The organism is Pseudomonas sp. TH49 (assembly GCF_016650625.1).
GTDB lineage: Bacteria > Pseudomonadota > Gammaproteobacteria > Pseudomonadales > Pseudomonadaceae > Aquipseudomonas > Aquipseudomonas fluorescens_H.
Map to the genome: position 1 here is coordinate 639378 of NZ_JAEKFL010000002.1, position 19009 is coordinate 658386.

Here is a 19009-nt window from a genome sequence, read left to right on the forward strand (position 1 = left end):
GGTATTGTTGTTATACCCGGCAGATTAGCCGATCCGGCCGTTTGTGCAGGCCGCACCTTGAGGTCACTTGCGCCATGCTCCGGTGTAAAGCGGCCGATTCAGCTCAACGGGTTCCAGCGTTGCGACCAGTCGTCATCGGTGGCGATCACCTGGCGCAGCAGATCGAAGGCCTGCTGCAGCGTCGCCGAGTCACGTTCGCGGGCGTACACCAGATAGGTCGGGTAACCGAATTCCGGGGCTTTGGTCACCGCTTCCAGCGCGCCGGTTTCCAGATAGCTGCGTACCACGCGCGTGCGGAAGTAGCCGCTGCCGCCGTGTTCGAGGATGTATTGCAGGGCCAGCGGGCCGAGGTTGAAACTCAGCGCTGCTTTGGCCTTGTCCGGCAGGGCGGCGTCGTGTTGCCGACGGAAATCCGGCCCCCAGTCGATGTAGACGTAGGGATCCGGGCGGTTCGGCGCACGCACCAGAATCAACTTCTCTTCCAACACCTGCTCGACCTGCAGGCCCGGCCAGTATTCGGGCTGATAGACCAGTGCGGCATCGAGCACACCAAGTTCGAGTTGACGCAGGAGGTTTTCGCCGTCGCGGATTTCCATGCGCAGGGCATGCCCGGGGATCTTCTCGCGCAGTTCGGCGGCCCAACTGAGCATCAACGGATTGCACAGGCTGACTTCGCCGCCGATGTGCAGCACGTTGTGATAACCGTCCAGCAGCGGCAGGTCGCGCCGCGCGGCTTCCCAGGTCTGCACCAGTTGATTGGCATAGACCACGAAGGCTTCGCCATTGGCGGTCAGTTTCGCCCCGGCACGGTTGCGCACGAACAGCGTACTGCCCAACTGACTTTCAAGTTTCTGCACCCGGGCGGTGATCGCCGTCTGCGTGACGAACAGCTTCTGCGCCGCCGCAGCGAGACTGCCGTGGCGAACGATTTCCAGAAAGGTGCGGGCGAGATCGATGTCCATGGGCGGGCCGGTGTCTGAGGTGCGCGCATTGTAAGTGCCGGCTCGCCACCGCGTCATCGTTCATCGCGAGCAGGCTCACTCCTACAGGGGGGTTGTATCGTTCGCGAAATCGATGGCCACCGCAGAACCGTGTAGGAGTGAGCCTGCTCGCGATGGCGGAAGGTCTGTCAAATCAGTGCCGCCTGACACACCGCCATCGCTGGCAGGCCAGCTCCCACAAGTACTGTGTCGGACGCAAGATTTGTGAGCGCCGCAGAAACCTGTGGGAGTCTGGCTTGCCAGCGATGAGGCTGTGGTGGGCGGTGAAGATCAACCCGCCAACTCAACCTTGCGCACCCGCGCCCAGTCTTCCACCAACCGCGCCGGTGTGCCGCAGGCCTTGCGCTTGTAGACGAAGTGGCGGCACTTCTCGGCAAATTGGTTGCGGTTGTAGAGCATGTCTTCCTGCATTTCCTGCAGTTCGTTTTCCCGGCACTGCTGGATCAGCGCCTGATCGACCCGCAACTTGCGCTCGCGCACGGCGGCGTAGGTCGGATCGCTCAGCGTTGCGTTGGCCTTCTGCAGCAGCCACAGCGAAAACTCATCCGGGCAGCGCGGGCCGATTTCCTGGACCATGCCCAGTTGCAGCGCCTGCGTGGCACTGACTGGCAGACAGGCCTGGGTCAGTTGCTCGGCCATCGCCGGGCCGACGGCGCGGGGCAGGCTGTAGGTCCAGTATTCCGAGCCATACAGGCCCATGCTCTTGTAATGCGGATTGAGCACGATGTCGGCGCGGGCAAACACGATGTCGGCGGCCAGCGCCAGCATCACGCCGCCGGCCCCGGCATTGCCGGTCACCCCGCTGACCACCAGTTGCCGCGCGCTGAGCAGTTCGGCGCAGACATCGTCGATCGCCTGAATATTCGCCCACGCTTCGGCCCCCGGGTCCTGCGCGGCCTGGATCACGTTCAGGTGCACACCGTTGGAGAAGCTGCCGCGCCCGCCCTTGATCAACAGCACGCGAGTGTCCCGAGACTTGGCCCAGCGCAGCGCCTCGACCATGCGCTGGCACTGTTCGGTGCTCATCGCGCCGTTGTAGAACTCGAACGTCAGCTCACCGACATGCCCGGATTCGCGATAGCGGATCGGCTGATAGGCCTCGTCGCTGAACGGCTGGCTGGCAATCGACCAGTCAAGGGTGGGTACGCCGGCCAATTGCCCGGCCAGCACATGCCGCGCCGGTTGCTTGAAGGTTTCTTCGCCGGGTAGCGGTTTGCGCCGCAGCGAGCCGATCCACAAGCTGTGATCGCCGGTCGCGACCAGCACCGCGTCGTCATGCACGGCGAGAATCTTGCCGGGAATGCCGGTGCGCTGATCGAGGTGCGCGTCGTACACGTAATACTGCCCGCCGGCCAGACTCGCCAATACCCCGGGCTGGCCGTCGGCGGCGTCGATGCAGCGTTTGATGAAGCGCGAACAGTCGTGCCAGCTGAAGGTACGGTCGTCCTGCTTCATGTTCGGCTGCAAGCGGCCGCGGACTTTGGGGTCGGTGTAATCCAGTGCGACCGGTTGCACGCCGTCGATGAATTTCTCGACCACTTCACGAATACAGCGAATCGCCGCATCGCTGACCCGACCGTTGTACAGCTCGGACTTGCGCAGGCCCGAGGGCAGATTGAATTCGCAGGTGGCCCAGACCGGGCCGGCGTCCATTTCTTCCACCGCTTGCAGGGCGGTCACGCCCCAGCGCGTCAGTTCATTGCTGATCGCCCAATCCAGCGCGCTGGCGCCACGATCGCCGACGATTCCGGGGTGGATGATCACCACCGGACGCCGGGCATTGCTCCACAGCGCATGCGGCACGCGGTCCTTGAGGAACGGGCAGATCACCAGATCGGCGCCGCTGTGTTCGATCTGTTCGCACACCGAGGCTTCATCGGTGAACACCACAACGCTGGGCGAGTGCCCGGCCTGGCGCAGCTCCAGCCAGGCGCGTTGGGTCAGGCCGTTGAATGCCGAGGACAGCAGAATAATCTTCAGTGATCGCATGGTTTTCTTCCTTGAAGGGATAGCCGCGGGCTCCCGGTGAGCCGTCCTTGGCGTTCGATGGAGCGCGCAGATTAGAGAGTGCTTCAGGGCGGGCAACTGACCGGGATCAACGTTGTGTCAGTCAATATTTCTGCGGCGACGGCGCGTCTTATTCTCAATAGTTTGCTTATCCTGATTTTTAATTACTTCAAATGTAAGCAGCGCTATTGCACAGTCGCCCCCTGATCTGGAGCCGGACGATCCCGGCAGAACGATGGTTTTTCGCAGCGGGTGGGACCCGTTTCAGGGAGCAAGACATGGGTGATGTTCAAAACCCGCATTACCGGATGATTGGGCAAATGTTCCAAAAGGACTATCGCTGGCTGTGCGCTGCCGTTGGCCGCACGCTGGGTTGCCCGCACAGTGCACAAGACATCGCATCGGAAACCTTTCTACGGGTGTTGGCCCTGCCGGACCCGACCGCCATTCGCGAGCCGCGGGCGCTGCTGACCACCATCGCCCGGCGGCTGGTCTATGAAGGCTGGCGCCGCCAGGACCTGGAACGCGCCTATCTGGAAAGCCTGGCACTGGCGCCGGAACCGGTGCATCCATCGCCGGAGGAGCGGGCGCTGGTGATCGAGGCGCTGCTGGCGGTCGATCGCCTGCTCAACGGTTTGTCGGCCAAGGCCAAAGCCGCGTTTCTCTACCATCAGCTCGACGGTTTGACCTACAGCGAAATCGGCGAACGGCTGGGGGTTTCCACCAGCCGGGTGCAGCAGTACATGGTCGAGGCCTTCAAGCGTTGCTATCAGGCGATGCAGGCATGAGGCCGGACGAAGCGGTGATCGACGAGGCGGCGCAGTGGATGGCACTGTTGCAGTCCGGCGAGGCCAGCGCAGGCGAGCGTGCCGCGTTCGAAGCGTGGCGCGCGGCCGACCCAAGGCACCAGCGGATCATCGAGCAAATGGGCGGCGGCCTGAACCTGCTGCGTAATCCGACCTTGCGCGGGCTGCCGCGTAACAGCCTGCTGCACAGCCTGAACGCACCGTCGAGTCGACGGCGCTTTCTCAGCGGCAGCTTGAGTGTGCTCGGCATCGCGGTGCTGGCCGGGTTGCTCGGGCGTCGCTACGGCTGGCTGCCGGAAGCCGGTGAACTGGCGACCGGCACCGGCGAACGGCGCGATTTCACTCTGGAGGATGGCAGTGCGCTGAGCCTGAATGCGCGGACGCGCGTAGTGACGCAATTCGATGCGGTTCAGCGCTTGTTGGCATTGCGTACGGGCGAGTTGTTGGTGGATGTCGCCAAGGATCCTGCGCGGCCATTCGTGGTCGAGACCGAGCACGGTCGGATGCGTGCGCTGGGGACGAAATTCCTCGTGCAACAAAACGATGATTTCACCCGCCTGGTGATGCTGCACTCGCAGGTCGAAGTGGTTACCGCCGGCGGTGCGCGGCAGGTGGTGGAGGCGGGGGAGAGTCTGCGGTTCAACGCACAGGACATTCTGGCTCTGGAGCGCAGTACAGGGCAGGAAAGCGCCTGGGTACAAGGTCGCCTGGAAGTGCGCGACCGACCGTTGAGCGAAGTGATCGACGGCCTGCGCCCATACCGACGCGGCATCCTGCACCTGAGCCCCGAAGTGGCCGATCTGCGCCTGAGCGGTCTCTATCCGCTGGACGATAGCGACCGCACCCTGCAACTGCTGGAGCGCTCGCTGCCGATCCGCGTCACCTGGCACAACCCGTACTGGGTCAGCATCGGTGCACGGTTATAGCGTCATAACTTCTTGGCCTAATCGCCGGCCTATAAAAAGCGCCGGCCCGCTGCTCATTCCCTGCAGACGCCTTCAACAGGGAAGCCCTTGATGATTTCATTCAAACAACAATTACCGCGCCTGACCCTCGCCGCCGCACTGGCGATGGGGTTCGGACCGACAGTGGTTCATGCGCAGGATTCTGCCGCCCAGGTGTACACCTTCGACATCGCCAGCGGCCCGCTCGATGAGGTCCTGCTGGACATCTCGCGTCAGACCGGCGTCCCGATCTCGTTCAGCCAGAATCTGGTGCAAGGCAAGCGCAGCAGTGCGGTGCGCGGTGCGCTGGGCGGACGTCAGGCAGTCGAGAAGGCGTTGCTTGGCAGCGGCCTGCAAGTCGAGCAGAGCGCCCAGGGCCTGAGTGTGCGCGAAGGCGAGGCGAACACGCCGGTGGCGGCCAAAGTCAGCGCCGTGGCCCCAGCGACCAGCGCCGATTACCGCATGGAAAAAGTCACTGTCACCGGCTCGCGGATCGCTCGCGCGCAAAGCGATGGTGCGACCCCGGTCAACGTCATCACTCACGAAGAGATGGAAGCGCGCGGCTACAAGAACGTCTACGACGCCCTGGCGACCCAGACGCAAAACACCGGCATGACCCAGGGCGAAGACTATGGCAACACCTGGCAGCCGGCGGCCAGTGCGATCAACCTGCGCGGCCTTGGCCCCAATCACACACTGGTGCTGATCAACGGCCGACGCGTCGCCGATTACCCGACCCCTTACGACGGCAAGGTCAACTTCACCAACCTGGCGAACATTCCCTCGGCGGTCATCGAACGCATCGAAATCCTCAGCAGCGGCGCCTCGGCGATCTACGGTTCGGACGCGATTGCCGGGGTGGTCAACATCATCCTCAAGAAGCAGATCAATGGCATTGACGTCAACCTCAAGGGCGGCACCAGCGAGCGTGGCGGTGGCGACAATCAGCGCCTGCAAATCAGCGGCGGCGGCAGTTGGGGCGACTTCGACGGCTTGTTCGGCCTGGAGCTGACCAACCGCGATCCGATCTGGGCCGACGACCGAGGCTTCATGCAGAGTGGCCCGATGGCGGACGTCGGTTACCGTCGCGACCTGAGCAACAACCGCTACCTTGGCCCCGGTTGCGGTGCCTATCAAGGCACCTTCGACAACAAGCTGTTGAACAACGGCGGGCGCTGCCGCACCGATCAGATGTACAACGATTACTGGACCATTCAGACGCAAAAGGAAAACTACGACGGCTACACCCGAGGCACGTGGCACTTCAGCGATAGCGGCCAGGTGTTTGCCGACCTGATGTATGGCCTCGATCACATCCAGAACAACACCCGGGGCCCGACCTTCACCTCACCGGATTTCATCAACCAGAACAGCGGCAATCTTGAGCGCTGGTATCGCCGTTACGGAGAAGAGGAAATCGGTGGCCGTACCAGCAACAACAGCAAATGGACCGACACGTCGTGGACCGGCACCCTCGGCCTCTCGGACAAGATCGCCGACACCGGCTGGAACTACGATCTGGCCGCCAACCGCTCGGAATACCGCAGCGTCAGAACCACGCGCTACACACCGCTGTCATCGATTCAGGATTTCTACCTCGGCCCGCAATTGGGCACACGTAACGGTTACCCGGTGTTCGCTCCCGATGCCTCGCGTCTCGATCGCCCACTGACGCCACAGGAATGGGATCAGTTTCGCAGCAACCTGACCCAGAACAGCAAGTCGGTTTCCACCAGCTACAACGCCTCGGTCAACGGCGATCTGTTTGACTTGCCGGCCGGCCCGGTCGGATTTGCCGGTGTGCTGGAGGCGGGCAAGCAGGAATATCGCGTCGACCCGGACGACGGTCTGAATGACGGCACTTTCTATGGCGTGAGCCCGGCACAAAGCTCCGGCGGTTCGCGCAAGCGCTATGCGGCCGGTGGCGAGTTCAGCATTCCGCTGACCGACACCGTGCTGGCCACCGCTGCTGGGCGTTGGGACCAGTACAAATTCAGTGGCCGCAGCGAGCAGCAGAAGACCTATAACCTTGGGCTTGAATGGCGTCCGGCCACCAGCCTGTTGCTGCGCGGCAGCTATGGCACCAGTTTCCGCGCACCGGACCTGAACTACATCTACCAGTCCGACAGCAACGGTTACTACCCGGCGCAGATCGACTACTACGGTTGCAGCCAGGGTGTGCAGGGTGCGTGTGATCGCGGGCGGGTCGACTACACCCAGAGCGGTACCCCGGACCTTGAGTCCGAACGCGGTAAATCCTGGACCTATGGTTTTGTCTGGTCACCGTCGCGCAATTTCGATTTCTCCACCGATTTCTGGCGTGTAGAGATCGACGACCTGCTGACCACCGTCGACGAAAACCGCCTGCTGCAACAAGAGAACGAATGCCGCAACGGCACCCAGGACATCAACTCGGCCAACTGCCAGTCGACCCTGGCGCGCATCGACCGCAACCCGGGCAATGCCGCTATCGATCCCAACCAGTTGCAACGGGTGCGAGTCAATGCGATCAATGCCGCCAGCGAGCGGGTCAGCGGCCTGGACTTCAAGAGCAACATTCGTTGGGGGGCCGGCCAGTACGGCGCATTCAGCTCGGCGCTGGGCTACACCCTGGTGCTGTCGCATTTCTACAAGGAGTCCGACGAGGCGCCGACTCAGGACTGGCGCACTTCGCGAACCAACTACGACTGGCGCAGCAAGGTCAACGCCAGTCTGACCTGGGATTACCAGAAAGCCACGGCGACGCTGATGGGCATTCGCTATGGCTCGGTGACCAACGGCGCGGGCGACGGGCGTCTGTCGCCATGGACGGTGTTCAATGCCAGTGCGCGCTACAAGCTCAATGACCGCGCCAGTGTCGGCCTGACCGTGAACAACGTGCTCAACCAGATCAAGCACGATGACTCGGCCGGCTGGCCGTATTACCCGACCGGTAACTATGACCCGTACGGGCGGCAGTGGTGGCTGGATGTGAGTTATCACTTCGGCAGTTGAGCACGCGTTATTCGTCCGTAACGTCCTACGGAAACAGGTGGGGTTTTCGCATAAGTGGGGATATTTCCGACGACATTCTCAGGTTGGTCGTCGGAAGCGCGATCTATAGCATCGGACATGACATTGAAGTCGTACATGGCCTGGACGCTCAGGCCTCTGATAACGGATGGATCATGCGAACTCATCACCTCGAATACGAAACGCCTGCTTATTCCCATCGCCTTCAATGGCGTGACGATCGTGCCAGATGCCCCGTGGAGGATGTCGCGATGCCCAGCGTCAGGATACCCCGGCTGACGGGTGTGAAGAGGGCCGAGGGCAAACCTGTCGACTTGCTCGTGCATGGCCAGAACATAGGTGACGACGCCTTTCTGATCGTTCAACTTACCGACGAAGGTTTTGAGCTGAACGATGTCGTCAACATGCTTTCAACCTCTGAACTGTATCTGCAAGGCGATATGGTCAAACGTATCACCGGCAAGTCGGTCAGAACCGTACGGCGATTACTGAAGGAAGGTAAACCGGTACGGCTTGATCCCCAGCAGAGCGTCGTCGCCTATCAATATGCCTTGGTGCTGGAAAAGGCCATTCACGCCTTCGGGAGGCAGTCACGGGCCGAAGAGTGGCTGCGCAAACCCAGCACCTACCTGAGCGGTCGCGTACCCATCGAGTTTATCCGTCACTCACTGGGGTTTCAGATGGTGGAGCAGTATCTGGGGCAGCTGATATACGGGGTTTACCCATGAATCCCTTGCCCTGGGACGAGCATTGGTATGCCTGGCGGCTGGACCCCGAGATTTACGGAGGGACGTGGGACAGCGGGATGGGTTCGAATCTCAATGGTGGCCGATGGAACATACCCGGGCGGCGAGTCGTTTATGCATCAGTCGATCCGTCCTCGGCAATTCTGGAAGTGGCAGCCAATCGCAGTTTTGATGCGCTCGACAGCGAACGTTATGTACTCACGTGCTTTGAGGTCATCAGCGAAGCAAAAGTGAAAATCGTCCAGCCGGAGGAGGTGCCGAATCCTTACTGGTTGAGCCCCGCAAAGCCTTCACCCAATCAACAACTGTTTGCCGATGCGTTACTCGCTGAGCATCCGTTTGTGCTGATCCCCTCGGCGGCGACCCGGCACTCCTGGAATCTGCTGGTGAGCTGCGAATTGGCAGAGGGGCAGTTCAAGATGGTTTCCCAAGAGCGGTTTGGGCTGGATACCCGGTTGCTGAAGGAGAGGGAACTGGCTTGATCCACGCCTGCCGTTTTTTGCATAACCTCATCACCCAACGGTCTAAATCGGGCTCTATAAAACGCTGCTGTCCATTGCACATCCCTGCATAAACCAAAACGCAGGGATGGCTGTTCATGATCCATTTTTTACCCGTTCGATCTCGTTTGAGCCTGGCCTTGCTGCTGGCAATCAACACCTTGCCGGCCGTCGCCGCTGACGAGCCGACAACCCAGCTGCAACGAGTCGAGGTCACCGGCACGGCGATTCGCCGGGTCGATGCTGAAACAGCGGTGCCGGTCACCATTCTGCGAGTTGAAGAACTGCGCGAGCAGGGCGTGACCACCACCGAAGAACTGGTGAACCGGATTTCCGCAAACCAGTCTTCAGTCGGCTCGGGGCGTTCGGTGGGTTCGAGCAGCGGCGGTGCGTCGTATGCGGATTTGCGCGGCATCGGCCCGAACAAGACCCTGGTGCTGCTCAATGGTCGGCGGCTGAGCAACAACGCGACCAATGCGATCAATGGTTCCGGGGTTGACCTGAATACCATCCCGTTCGCCGCCATCGATCGTGTCGAGGTGCTGCGTGATGGCGCCTCGGCGCTGTACGGCACCGATGCGATCGGCGGGGTGATCAACTTCATCACCAAGACCAGCCTCACCGAAGGGCAGCTCAGCACCAACTACGACACGCCGACCCATGCCGGCGGTGGTGAAAGTCGTAATTTCAGCGGCAGTTGGGGTTTTGGCGATTTGCAGGATGACCGTTTCAACGTGTTCGGCGTGGTCAGTTATGACAAGCAGCAACGCCTGGCTGCCGAGGATCGTGGCTACACCTACAACTATCAGCCTGGACGCGGCCTCGACTACACCTCCGGCACTGCATCACCGGCGAACTGGAGCCAGGGCAGCAACGCCACCAACCCGCTGGCCAGTTCCGGATGCAACGCCCCGGGCCTGCTGGCGCGCAATGGCATCTGCCGCCAGAGTCTGTGGAACTACCTCGACCTGGTGCCGGAAACCGAGAAGACCTCGGCCTTCGCCAAAGCAACCGGCAAGCTTTCGGACGACCACAACGTCAGCCTCGAATACTTTTGGGCGCGCAACGAAAACCGCACGCAGATCGGTCCCGGCACGTTGATGGGTAACCAGGTCAATCCCGGCACGGCGTTTTATCCCGGTAACGGCATTACCCCAGCCCCGAACAGCTTCGCTCTCGACCCGACGCAGCCGGTCGATGTGAATTGGCGCGAAAGTGCTGTCGGCGCCCGTCAGCATGAAGACGACAACACCGGGCAGCGTTTGCTGCTGAGCTTTGACGGCAGCGTGGTCGGTTGGGACTACAACGTCGGTGCGTCGTACAACCAGAACAAAGTGGTCAATAGCATCGAGGCCGGCTATGTCAACGACCGCGCCGTCAGCGCCGGCATTGCCAATGGCATCATCAACCCGTTCGGTGCGCAGACGGCTGCCGGGCAGGCGCTGCTGGCAGCCAATTCCGTAGACGGCGATTACGGCACGGCGGTCGGCCGCGTGAAGGCGATTGACGGGCGTGTCAGCCGCGAGATCGGTGACTGGTTCGGTGCCGGCCCTTCAGCGCTGGCGCTGGGTGGCGAATACCGCAAGGAAGATTTCCATCAGGACTTCGCCCAGTTCGCCGCCGACGTGCAGAGCCTGGGTGTCGACCCCAATGCCAGTGTCGCCGGGGATCGCAGCGTCTCGGCGCAGTACGCCGAGGTCAACGTGCCGGTGCTCGACAGCCTCGAATTGTCCGCCGCCGTGCGCCACGACAAGTACAGCGATTTTGGCAGCACCACCAACCCGAAATACTCGTTCCGCTTCCAGCCGTTCAAGGAACTGGTGGTGCGTGGCGCCTACAGTGAAGGTTTCCGCGCGCCGTCACTGTACGAGTTGTACAACCCCAACTTCACCACATTCACGGTCGCCAACTACAACGACCCTCGGCTGTGCGCAGGCGGCAACCCGAGCAACGGCGGGATCGCCAACCGTGACTGCGCCCAGCAGTTCTACAACAGAACCGGTGGCAACACTGACCTGAGTCCGGAAACCGCACGCAACGTTACCCTCGGCTTCGTCTATCAGCCGTTCGAACGCCTGACCACCGGGCTGGATTTCTGGTGGATCAACATCGCCAACCAGATCGCGGAGTTTCCGGAATCGGCGGTGTTCGAGAACCCGGAGCTGTACCCGGACCGCCTGATTCGCAAGCCTGACGGTTCCATCGATCACATCGTCACGGGCTTGGCCAACCTCGGCAAGATCAAGACCAATGGCGTCGACGTCAGCTTCGACTACCGTTTGCCGAGCACTCCGTACGGCAACTTCGGGATCGGCCTGCAGGGCACTTATGTCAGTCGGTACGAGTACCAGCAGCAGCTCAAGGGCGACTACATCGACAAGCTCGGCGATTTCCGCGGCGGCGACTTCTCCTCGGCGGGTGCCGTGGCCCGCTGGCGCCACAGCCTGACCGGCAGCTGGAACTATGGCCCCTACGGTATCGCCCTGACCAACCGCTACACCAGCGGCTACCACGACTCCGACCGCGAGACCCACGATTACGTTGGCTCGTACAACGTCTGGGATCTGGCTGGCACCTACACCTGGCGCAAAACCCTGAGCGTAACGCTCGGCGCGAAGAACCTGTTCGATCGTGAGCCACCGTTCAGCAACCAGACCTACACCTTCCAGAGCGGCTACGACCCGAAATACGGCGACCCGTTCGGCCGGACGCTGTACACGCGGGTCAATTACAAGTTCTGAAAATGCCCAGAGGCGGCGGGTTTTCGTCACTTATTGATCTAAAGCCTGCCCTATAAAAATCGCCGGCCTGTTGCACATCACAGGTAGGCAGGACGTTTGGTGACTGTACTGGCGCCTTCGCGAGCAAGCCCGCTCCCACAGGGGAACAGCGGTGAGCACAACTTCCTTGTGGGAGCGGGCTTGCTCGCGAAGAGGCCAGTAGCAACACCGTGCAAAAAGGATCTGCCAATGCTATCCAGGCTCATTCTGTTCAGCGCTTTTGCGCTGCTAAGCCCATTCAGTTGGGCCGCCCCGCAACCCGCCCTCTCGGTCTATGGCGAAGCCCCCAAATACGCCCCGGACTTTCAACACCTGGCCTACGCCAACCCCAACGCTCCCAAGGGCGGAACGTTGCGCCGCTCTTCACTGGAAAGCGGCCCGTTCGATCACCTGATTCCCTACATCGACAAAGGCACCGGCGTCGCCGACATCGACGGCTGGCTCTACGCGCCGCTGGCCTATCGCAGCAAGGACGAACCCTACAGCGTCTACGGCCTGGTGGCGCAGCAGATGGAACTGGCTGCAGATCGCCGCTGGCTGCGCTTCTACCTCAATCCGAAGGCCCGGTTCGACGACGGCACGCCAATCACTGCCGAAGACGTGCGTTACACCTTCGAGCTGTTCATCACTCAGGGCAGCCTCAAATATCGCCAGCAGTTTCGTGATGTCGCCGACGTCGTGGTGGAGTCGCCGACGCAAGTGCGCTTCAACTTCAAGAACAACGACAGCCGCACCTTGCCGCTGGATCTGGCGACGCTGCCGGTGTTGCCCGAGCACTGGTGGCGTACGCGCAATTTCGCCGAGGGCGCCGGTTTCGAAATCCCGCCGGGCAGTGGCCCGTACCGGATCAGCGCCGTGGATGCCGGGCGCAGTGTGAAATTCCAGCGTGTTGCCGACTGGTGGGCCAAGGATCTGCCGATCACTCGCGGCCTCTATAACTTCGATCACTTGAGCGTGGAGTTCTTCGCCGATACCGATGTTGCAAGGCAGGTGCTCAAGGCTGGCGGCTTCGACTATAACCGCGAATTTTCCGCGACCAGTTACACCATCGGCTATGCCGGGGCGGCGCTGGAGCAGGGCAGATTGCTTCGCGAACATCTGGCGCCGGGTGCCGCGCAGGGCTCGCAAGGGTTCGCGTTCAATCTGCAGAAACCGCTGTTTCAGGATCGCCGGGTACGTCAGGCGATTGCCATGCTCTGGGATTTCGAATGGAGCAATCGGCAAATGATGCGCAGCATGTACCTGCGCCAGCGCAGTTACTTCTCGCACAGTGCGTTGTCGGCCACCGAGTTACCGGATGCCGAGGAGCTGAAAATCCTCGAACCGTGGCGCGGCAAGATCCCCGACGAGGTGTTTACCCAAGTCTTCGAAGCGCCGAAAACCGACGGCAGCGGCAACATCCGCGCCGAGCAGTTGCAGGCCTTGAAGCTGCTGGAAGCCGCCGGCTGGAAACCCCGTGGTGATCAGTTGGTGAATGCCAATGGCGAGCCGCTGCAGTTCACTTTTCTCAACGGTCAGAAGGGCTTTGAACGGCTGCTGCTGCCGTTCAAGCGCAACCTGGCGCAGATCGGCATCGGCTTCGATATTCGTCAGGTCGACACCGCGCAATACACCAACCGCGTGCGCAATCGCGACTACGACATGATCGTCGTCGGCTACCCGGTGAGCCAGGCGCCGGGGCGCGAGATGTTCAATTACTTCGGCTCCGACGGCGCCGACGATCCCGGCTCGAACAACTACATGGTGCTGCGCGATCCGGCCGTCGATGCCCTGCTCGAAGGTCTGGTGCAGGCCGACAATCGCGAAAGCCTGCTGCGCCATGCCCATGCCTTGGATCGGGTGTTGCAGTGGGGCTATTACTGGATCCCCAATTACTACCCACCGGGGATTTCCACGGTGTGGTGGAACCGTTTCGGCCGCCCGGCGACGGCGCCGTTGTACGACGCCGGACTCGACACCTGGTGGGAAATCAGCCCGACCGCGCTGACGGCCGCGCAGATGCAGCAACAGCAAAAGGAGTACGCCCATGTGGGGTTATAGCTTGCGGCGTCTGCTGCTGATCGTGCCGACTTTGCTCGCCATTCTGCTGGTCAATTTTGTCATCGTGCAGGCCGCGCCGGGTGGCCCGGTGGAACAGGCGATTGCCCGGTTGCAGGGCATTGGTGTCGGCGCGGCGGTGGGCGGTGGCCATGTCGAAACCATTGGTGGCGAATCCCGCGCCACCCGGGGTCTCGACCCGAAACTGGTGGCCGACATCGAGCGTCAGTACGGCTTCGACAAACCGGCTGGTGAGCGCCTGTGGCTGATGCTCAAGAGCTACGCGCAGCTGGATTTTGGTCAGAGCTTTTTCCGTGGTGCCAGCGTCACCGAACTGATCTGGCAGAAGCTGCCAGTGACCTTGTCGCTGGGCTTGTGGGCCACGTTGATCACTTATCTGGTGTCGATTCCGCTGGGCATCCGCAAGGCCGTGCACAACGGTTCGGCGTTCGATGTCTGGAGCAGCGTGGCGATCATCATCGGCTACGCGATGCCGGGTTTTCTGTTCGCACTGCTGCTGATCATCGTGTTCGCCGGCGGCACCGCGCTGGACTGGTTTCCGGTGCGCGGGCTGGTCTCGGACAACTTCGCGGAGCTGTCACCGTGGGGCAAAGTGGCCGATTACTTCTGGCATCTGGTGCTGCCGGTCACGGCGCTGGTGATCGGCGGATTCGCCACGCTGACGATTCTCACCAAGAACAGTTTTCTCAACGAGATCTCGCGCCTGTACGTGGTGACGGCACGGGCCAAGGGCCTCAGCCAGCGTCAGGTTTTATACGGTCACGTGTTTCGCAACGCGATGCTGCTGGTGGTCGCCGGGTTGCCGCAGGCTTTGGTGACGGTGTTTTTCGGCGGTTCGTTGCTGATCGAAGTGATCTTCTCGCTCGACGGCCTCGGCCGTCTCAGCTACGAGGCGGCCGTGTCGCGCGACTACCCGGTGGTGTTCGGTTCGCTGTTCATCTTCACCCTGTTCGGCCTGCTGATAAAACTGCTCGGTGACCTGTGCTACACGCTGGTCGACCCGCGCATCGACTTCACCGCGAGGACTGCCTGATGTTGACTCTATCTCCCATCGGACAGCGCCGTTGGACGCGGTTCAAGGCCCATCGGCGTGGCTGGTGGTCACTGTGGCTGTTTCTGCTGCTGTTTGGCCTGAGCCTGGGCGGCGAGCTGATCGCCAATGACAAACCGTTAATGGTCGAGTATCAGGGCCAGTGGTACTTCCCGGCGTTCAAGCGCTACACCGAGCAGGATTTCGGCGGCGAACTGCCGTTCCAGCCGGACTATCGCAGCGCGCAGGTGCGGCAACTGATCGAGGGGCAGGGCGGGCGGATGTGGTTTGCGCCGATCCCGTTCGGTTTCGATACGGTGAATTACGACCTGACTGAACCGGCACCGAGTCCACCGAGCGGCGAGAACTGGCTGGGCACCGACGATCAGGCGCGGGATGTGCTGGCGCGGGTGATCTTCGGTACGCGGGTGTCGCTGCTGTTTGCCCTGGCGCTGACCGCCGCCAGTGCGCTGATCGGCATTGCTGCCGGGGCCTTGCAAGGCTATTACGGCGGTTGGGTCGATCTGCTCGGGCAAAGGTTGCTGGAGGTGTGGTCGGGGCTGCCGGTGTTGTATCTGCTGATCATCCTGTCCGGGTTCGTCGAGCCGAATTTCTGGTGGCTGTTGGGGATCATGGCGCTGTTTTCCTGGCTGAGTCTGGTCGATGTGGTGCGCGCCGAGTTCCTGCGCAGCCGCGGTCTGGAATACGTGAAAGCCGCGCGGGCGCTGGGGGTTGGCGATGCGCAGGTGATCAGCCGTCACATTTTGCCCAACGCCATGAGTGCGACCCTGACCTATCTGCCGTTCATTCTTACCGGAGCGATCGCGACCTTGTCGGCGCTGGATTTTCTCGGTTTCGGCATGCCCGCCGGCAGTGCTTCACTGGGAGAACTGATCGGTCAGGGCAAGAGCAATCTGCAAGCGCCGTGGTTGGGGCTGACGGCTTTTTTTGCGTTGGCGCTGATTCTTTCTCTGTTGGTGTTCATCGGCGAGGCTTGCCGAGATGCATTTGATCCAAGGACTTGAGATGAACGATAACCTGATCGAAATCCGCGACCTGCGTGTGGCATTCAACGGCCAGCCAGTGGTGCATGGCATCGACCTCGATATTCGTCCGGGCGAATGCCTGGCGCTGGTCGGGGAGTCTGGCTCCGGCAAATCGGTGACCGCCCACAGCATCCTGCAATTGCTTGACCCGAACATCACGCGGATCGATGGCAGCATTCGTTATGCCGGTGAAGAGCTGCTCGGTGTGCATGAGCGCTATCTGCGGCAGTTACGGGGCAACCGGATCGCGATGATTTTTCAGGAGCCGATGAGTTCGCTGAATCCGCTGCACACCATTGAGCGGCAACTTGGTGAGAGCCTGGCGCTGCACAAAGGCCTGGCGGGCGCGCAAGCCCGTGAGCGCATTCTTGAGTTGCTGGAACTGGTCGGCATTCAGAAACCGCGCGAACGGCTCAAGGCCTATCCGCATCAACTCTCCGGAGGTCAACGCCAGCGGGTGATGATTGCCATGGCGCTGGCCTGCGAGCCGCAACTGCTGATCGCCGACGAGCCGACCACCGCGCTGGATGTGACGGTGCAGCGCAGAATTCTGTTGCTGCTCAAAGACTTGCAGCAGCGGCTCGGCATGGCGCTGCTGATCATCAGCCATGACCTGAATCTGGTGCGCACCATCGCACAGCGAGTGGCGGTAATGCGCAGTGGGCGGATCGTCGAGCAGGCGCCGTGCGAGCAACTGTTCCGTGCGCCACAGCATCCCTACAGCATCGAGTTGCTTAATGCCGAGCCGGGGGGCGAAGCGCTATGCCGGGATGTGGCGCAGGATTTGTTGCAGGTGCGCGATCTGCATGTGCGCTTTCGCCTGGGTGGTGGCGGGCTGCGGCCGAAGACCTGGCTGCAGGCGGTCAAGGGCATCGATTTGAATCTGCAGCGCGGCAAAACCTTGGGGATTGTTGGTGAGTCGGGGTCGGGCAAGTCGACCTTGGGCCAGGCGATTTTGCGGCTGATCGACGCCGAGGGCAGCATTCGCTTTGCAGGTGAGGCGCTGGAGCAGTTGAGTGGCAAGCAACTGCGGCCGCTACGCAAACGCCTGCAAGTGGTGTTTCAGGATCCGTTCGGCAGCCTCAGTCCGCGCCTGTGCGTGGCGCAGATCATTGCCGAAGGCTTGCAGGTGCACAGTGATTTGAATGCTGCCGAGCGCGAGCAGGCGGTGATCGATGTGCTGCGTGAAGTCGGGCTTGATCCAGCAACCCGTCATCGCTATCCCCACGAATTTTCCGGTGGCCAGCGCCAACGGATTGCCATCGCCCGGGCGCTGGTGCTCAAGCCGGATTTGATCTTGCTCGATGAGCCGACCTCGGCGCTGGATCGCACGGTGCAAAAACAGATCGTTGCTTTATTGCGGCGACTGCAGGAAGAGCATGGTCTGACTTATCTGTTCATCAGCCATGACCTGGCGGTGGTGCGGGCGTTGGCCCATGACCTGATTGTGATGAAGGAGGGTGAGGTGGTGGAGCGTGGCGAGACCAATGTGCTGTTCAGTGCGGCGCAACATCCCTATACGCAGGAGCTGCTGGCGGCATCATTTGCTGGATGATGACAGTTCCAACGTAGAAGAAAGTGCATGCTGCAGTTTATGGAGCACCACGTGACCCATGTGGGAGGGGGCTTGCTCCCGAAAGCGGTGTGCCAGGCGGCAAACGTTGTGGCTGATCCGACGCCTTCGGGAGCAAGCCCCCTCCCACCTATGGCCTGTTTATGACGAAACCTGGGGGCCAGACGCAAAAATCCCGCCACCAGGGCGGGATTTTCTTCAAACCGAACGACGTCTTACGACGGGAACAGCTCGGACAGTTTCATCGCCAGCATCATGTCGCCTTCAGCGCGCAGTTTGCCGCCCATGAACGCTTGCATGCCGTCGGTCGAACCATCGACGATGCCTTCCAGGGTTTCGCCGTCCATCACCAGAGTGACCTGAGCGTCCGGGTTCTCGCCTTCTTGCAGCTCGCAGGTGCTGTCCTTGACGATCAGCGAGAAGTTTTTGGTGTCGTCGATGCGAAAACCGAAGACCAGATCCAGACCGGCAGCGGCGGCTGGGTTGAACTTGGCTTTCATTGCTTGTACGGCATCAGCTACGGAGGTCATGGTTCGATCCTTTCTTGGGTAATAGGCGCTGGTTGATTACAGCAAGGGTCACAATTATCCGGACTCAGCGGAAAGTGATGAGTTCCGGAGCCTTCAGCAGTTGCAGATGTGCGTGACTGTTGAAGGAAGCCAAAGCCACCTCGCGACCGCGGAACTTCAGCTGGTTGAGCGAGGTGTTGACGATTTGCCAATTCAGTTCAAAGGCCTGCCGGGCAGGCATTTGGGTAATCAGGTGGAGCAGGGCGGTGATGGTGCCGCCGGAGGTGAACACGGCGATTTTCTGGTTGCCGTCGGCCTGTTCGAGGATCCGGTGCAGTCCGCCCCGTACTCGCTCGACGAAACCCAGCCAGCTTTCCAGCCCGGGGGTGTCGTAGGTGCCTGCCAGCCAGCGCTCGATGACCAGGGCGAAGATGCGCTGGAATTCGGCGCGGTTTTGCGCCGCGTTGCGCAGGATGTCGATGGCTTCCGGCTCGTCCGCCAGCATGGCGGGGATCAGGGCGCGGATGATCGCGTCGGCATCGAACTCGTTGAACGCGGAGTCGGTCTCCAGCGTCGGTACCGACAGGCCCTTGGCGGTGAACTGCTCCAGCGCGCTGGTGGCCGTGTGTTGCTGACGACGCAGGTCGCCCGCCAGGCAGCGATCGAAACGGATTCCCAGCTCGGCGAGGTGCTGGCCAAGGACTTCTGCCTGGCGCACACCGATCGGCGACAGGACGTCATAGTCGTCTGCACCAAAGGAGGCCTGGCCATGTCGAATCAAATAGATGCTGCCCACGTCCGCGTCATCCCGGTACGTTGAAGGTTGTGGCGAGGTTATGAGGATGACGAAGTGCTGTCAATGAAAAAACATACGCTTGTTTGAAATGCCCGTTACAGGCCTGTTGCCAGAGGTTTCACGGCTGGTCGACGGGCCGGCGCATGGGTATGCTGGAGCCATCCCGCGCGTGTTTCGTGTCCGCGCATTGTTTTAAGGAGT

The 19009-nt window shown here is 61.4% G+C and carries 14 protein-coding genes; 10 read left to right on the forward strand and 4 right to left on the reverse strand.

The annotated features are described in order from the left end of the window. Positions 1 to 98: 98 nt before the first annotated feature. Positions 99 to 962 (reverse strand): LysR family transcriptional regulator, encoded by an 864-nt coding sequence (locus JFU48_RS20300; RefSeq protein WP_045122483.1) that lies wholly within the window; start codon positions 960 to 962, stop codon positions 99 to 101. A 309-nt stretch (positions 963 to 1271) separates the two neighbouring features. Further along, the gene (locus JFU48_RS20305) at positions 1272 to 2990 is read right to left on the reverse strand and encodes a hydrogenase maturation protein (protein ID WP_201137446.1); all 1719 of its coding nucleotides are present in this window, start codon (positions 2988 to 2990) and stop codon (positions 1272 to 1274) included. Between the two features lie 296 nt (positions 2991 to 3286). Between JFU48_RS20305 and JFU48_RS20310 the strand changes: the two genes are divergently transcribed. From JFU48_RS20310 to JFU48_RS20355, 10 genes are all read left to right on the forward strand, one after another. Further along, positions 3287 to 3796, forward strand: coding sequence for a sigma-70 family RNA polymerase sigma factor (locus JFU48_RS20310; protein WP_003225554.1), 510 nt, complete (start codon positions 3287 to 3289; stop codon positions 3794 to 3796). Then, positions 3793 to 4740: a FecR domain-containing protein gene (locus JFU48_RS20315; protein ID WP_003225552.1), complete on the forward strand. Its 948-nt coding sequence runs from the start codon at positions 3793 to 3795 to the stop codon at positions 4738 to 4740. The genes JFU48_RS20310 and JFU48_RS20315 overlap by 4 nt, the downstream gene beginning before the upstream one ends. A gap of 90 nt (positions 4741 to 4830) precedes the next feature. Beyond that, on the forward strand, positions 4831 to 7752 hold the full coding sequence (locus tag JFU48_RS20320; protein WP_201137447.1) for a TonB-dependent receptor: 2922 nt from the start codon (positions 4831 to 4833) through the stop codon (positions 7750 to 7752). A gap of 269 nt (positions 7753 to 8021) precedes the next feature. Beyond that, positions 8022 to 8498: an antitoxin Xre/MbcA/ParS toxin-binding domain-containing protein gene (locus JFU48_RS20325; protein WP_201138504.1), complete on the forward strand. Its 477-nt coding sequence runs from the start codon at positions 8022 to 8024 to the stop codon at positions 8496 to 8498. After that, positions 8495 to 8998, forward strand: coding sequence for an RES family NAD+ phosphorylase (locus JFU48_RS20330; protein ID WP_003225547.1), 504 nt, complete (start codon positions 8495 to 8497; stop codon positions 8996 to 8998). Before JFU48_RS20325 ends, JFU48_RS20330 begins: the two co-directional genes overlap by 4 nt. Before the next feature lie 116 nt (positions 8999 to 9114). Continuing rightward, complete coding sequence (locus tag JFU48_RS20335; protein ID WP_201137448.1) at positions 9115 to 11757, forward strand: TonB-dependent receptor; 2643 nt, start codon at positions 9115 to 9117, stop codon at positions 11755 to 11757. A 228-nt stretch (positions 11758 to 11985) separates the two neighbouring features. Beyond that, a complete protein-coding gene (locus JFU48_RS20340; RefSeq protein ID WP_201137449.1) occupies positions 11986 to 13836 on the forward strand; it encodes an extracellular solute-binding protein in 1851 nt (616 codons plus the stop codon). Further along, complete coding sequence (locus JFU48_RS20345) at positions 13823 to 14887, forward strand: microcin C ABC transporter permease YejB (protein ID WP_103484770.1); 1065 nt, start codon at positions 13823 to 13825, stop codon at positions 14885 to 14887. The genes JFU48_RS20340 and JFU48_RS20345 overlap by 14 nt, the downstream gene beginning before the upstream one ends. Continuing rightward, a complete protein-coding gene (locus JFU48_RS20350) occupies positions 14887 to 15909 on the forward strand; it encodes an ABC transporter permease (RefSeq protein ID WP_103484769.1) in 1023 nt (340 codons plus the stop codon). Before JFU48_RS20345 ends, JFU48_RS20350 begins: the two co-directional genes overlap by 1 nt. A gap of 1 nt (position 15910) precedes the next feature. Continuing rightward, on the forward strand, positions 15911 to 17485 hold the full coding sequence (locus tag JFU48_RS20355) for an ABC transporter ATP-binding protein (RefSeq protein WP_201137450.1): 1575 nt from the start codon (positions 15911 to 15913) through the stop codon (positions 17483 to 17485). 233 nt (positions 17486 to 17718) lie between these two features. On the opposite strand, the gene JFU48_RS20360 is transcribed toward JFU48_RS20355, so the two are convergent. Together JFU48_RS20360 and JFU48_RS20365 are read right to left on the reverse strand one after the other, a co-directional pair. Further along, positions 17719 to 18033: an SCP2 sterol-binding domain-containing protein gene (locus JFU48_RS20360; protein ID WP_008015934.1), complete on the reverse strand. Its 315-nt coding sequence runs from the start codon at positions 18031 to 18033 to the stop codon at positions 17719 to 17721. 64 nt (positions 18034 to 18097) lie between these two features. Next, positions 18098 to 18808 (reverse strand): histidine phosphatase family protein, encoded by a 711-nt coding sequence (locus tag JFU48_RS20365; protein ID WP_201137451.1) that lies wholly within the window; start codon positions 18806 to 18808, stop codon positions 18098 to 18100. Positions 18809 to 19009: the final 201 nt, after the last annotated feature.

What these genes read in the sequence shown, in the direction of transcription:
- JFU48_RS20315 (WP_003225552.1), top strand. Translation starts at nt 3,793, where the DNA reads ATGAGGCCGGACGAAGCGGTGATCGACGAGGCGGCGCAGTGGATGGCA.
- JFU48_RS20310 (WP_003225554.1), top strand. Translation starts at nt 3,287, where the DNA reads ATGGGTGATGTTCAAAACCCGCATTACCGGATGATTGGGCAAATGTTC.
- JFU48_RS20355 (WP_201137450.1), top strand. Translation starts at nt 15,911, where the DNA reads ATGAACGATAACCTGATCGAAATCCGCGACCTGCGTGTGGCATTCAAC.
- JFU48_RS20340 (WP_201137449.1), top strand. Translation starts at nt 11,986, where the DNA reads ATGCTATCCAGGCTCATTCTGTTCAGCGCTTTTGCGCTGCTAAGCCCA.
- JFU48_RS20345 (WP_103484770.1), top strand. Translation starts at nt 13,823, where the DNA reads ATGTGGGGTTATAGCTTGCGGCGTCTGCTGCTGATCGTGCCGACTTTG.
- JFU48_RS20325 (WP_201138504.1), top strand. Translation starts at nt 8,022, where the DNA reads ATGCCCAGCGTCAGGATACCCCGGCTGACGGGTGTGAAGAGGGCCGAG.
- JFU48_RS20305 (WP_201137446.1), bottom strand. Translation starts at nt 2,990, where the DNA reads ATGCGATCACTGAAGATTATTCTGCTGTCCTCGGCATTCAACGGCCTG.
- JFU48_RS20360 (WP_008015934.1), bottom strand. Translation starts at nt 18,033, where the DNA reads ATGACCTCCGTAGCTGATGCCGTACAAGCAATGAAAGCCAAGTTCAAC.
- JFU48_RS20320 (WP_201137447.1), top strand. Translation starts at nt 4,831, where the DNA reads ATGATTTCATTCAAACAACAATTACCGCGCCTGACCCTCGCCGCCGCA.
- JFU48_RS20300 (WP_045122483.1), bottom strand. Translation starts at nt 962, where the DNA reads ATGGACATCGATCTCGCCCGCACCTTTCTGGAAATCGTTCGCCACGGC.
- JFU48_RS20350 (WP_103484769.1), top strand. Translation starts at nt 14,887, where the DNA reads ATGTTGACTCTATCTCCCATCGGACAGCGCCGTTGGACGCGGTTCAAG.
- JFU48_RS20330 (WP_003225547.1), top strand. Translation starts at nt 8,495, where the DNA reads ATGAATCCCTTGCCCTGGGACGAGCATTGGTATGCCTGGCGGCTGGAC.
- JFU48_RS20335 (WP_201137448.1), top strand. Translation starts at nt 9,115, where the DNA reads ATGATCCATTTTTTACCCGTTCGATCTCGTTTGAGCCTGGCCTTGCTG.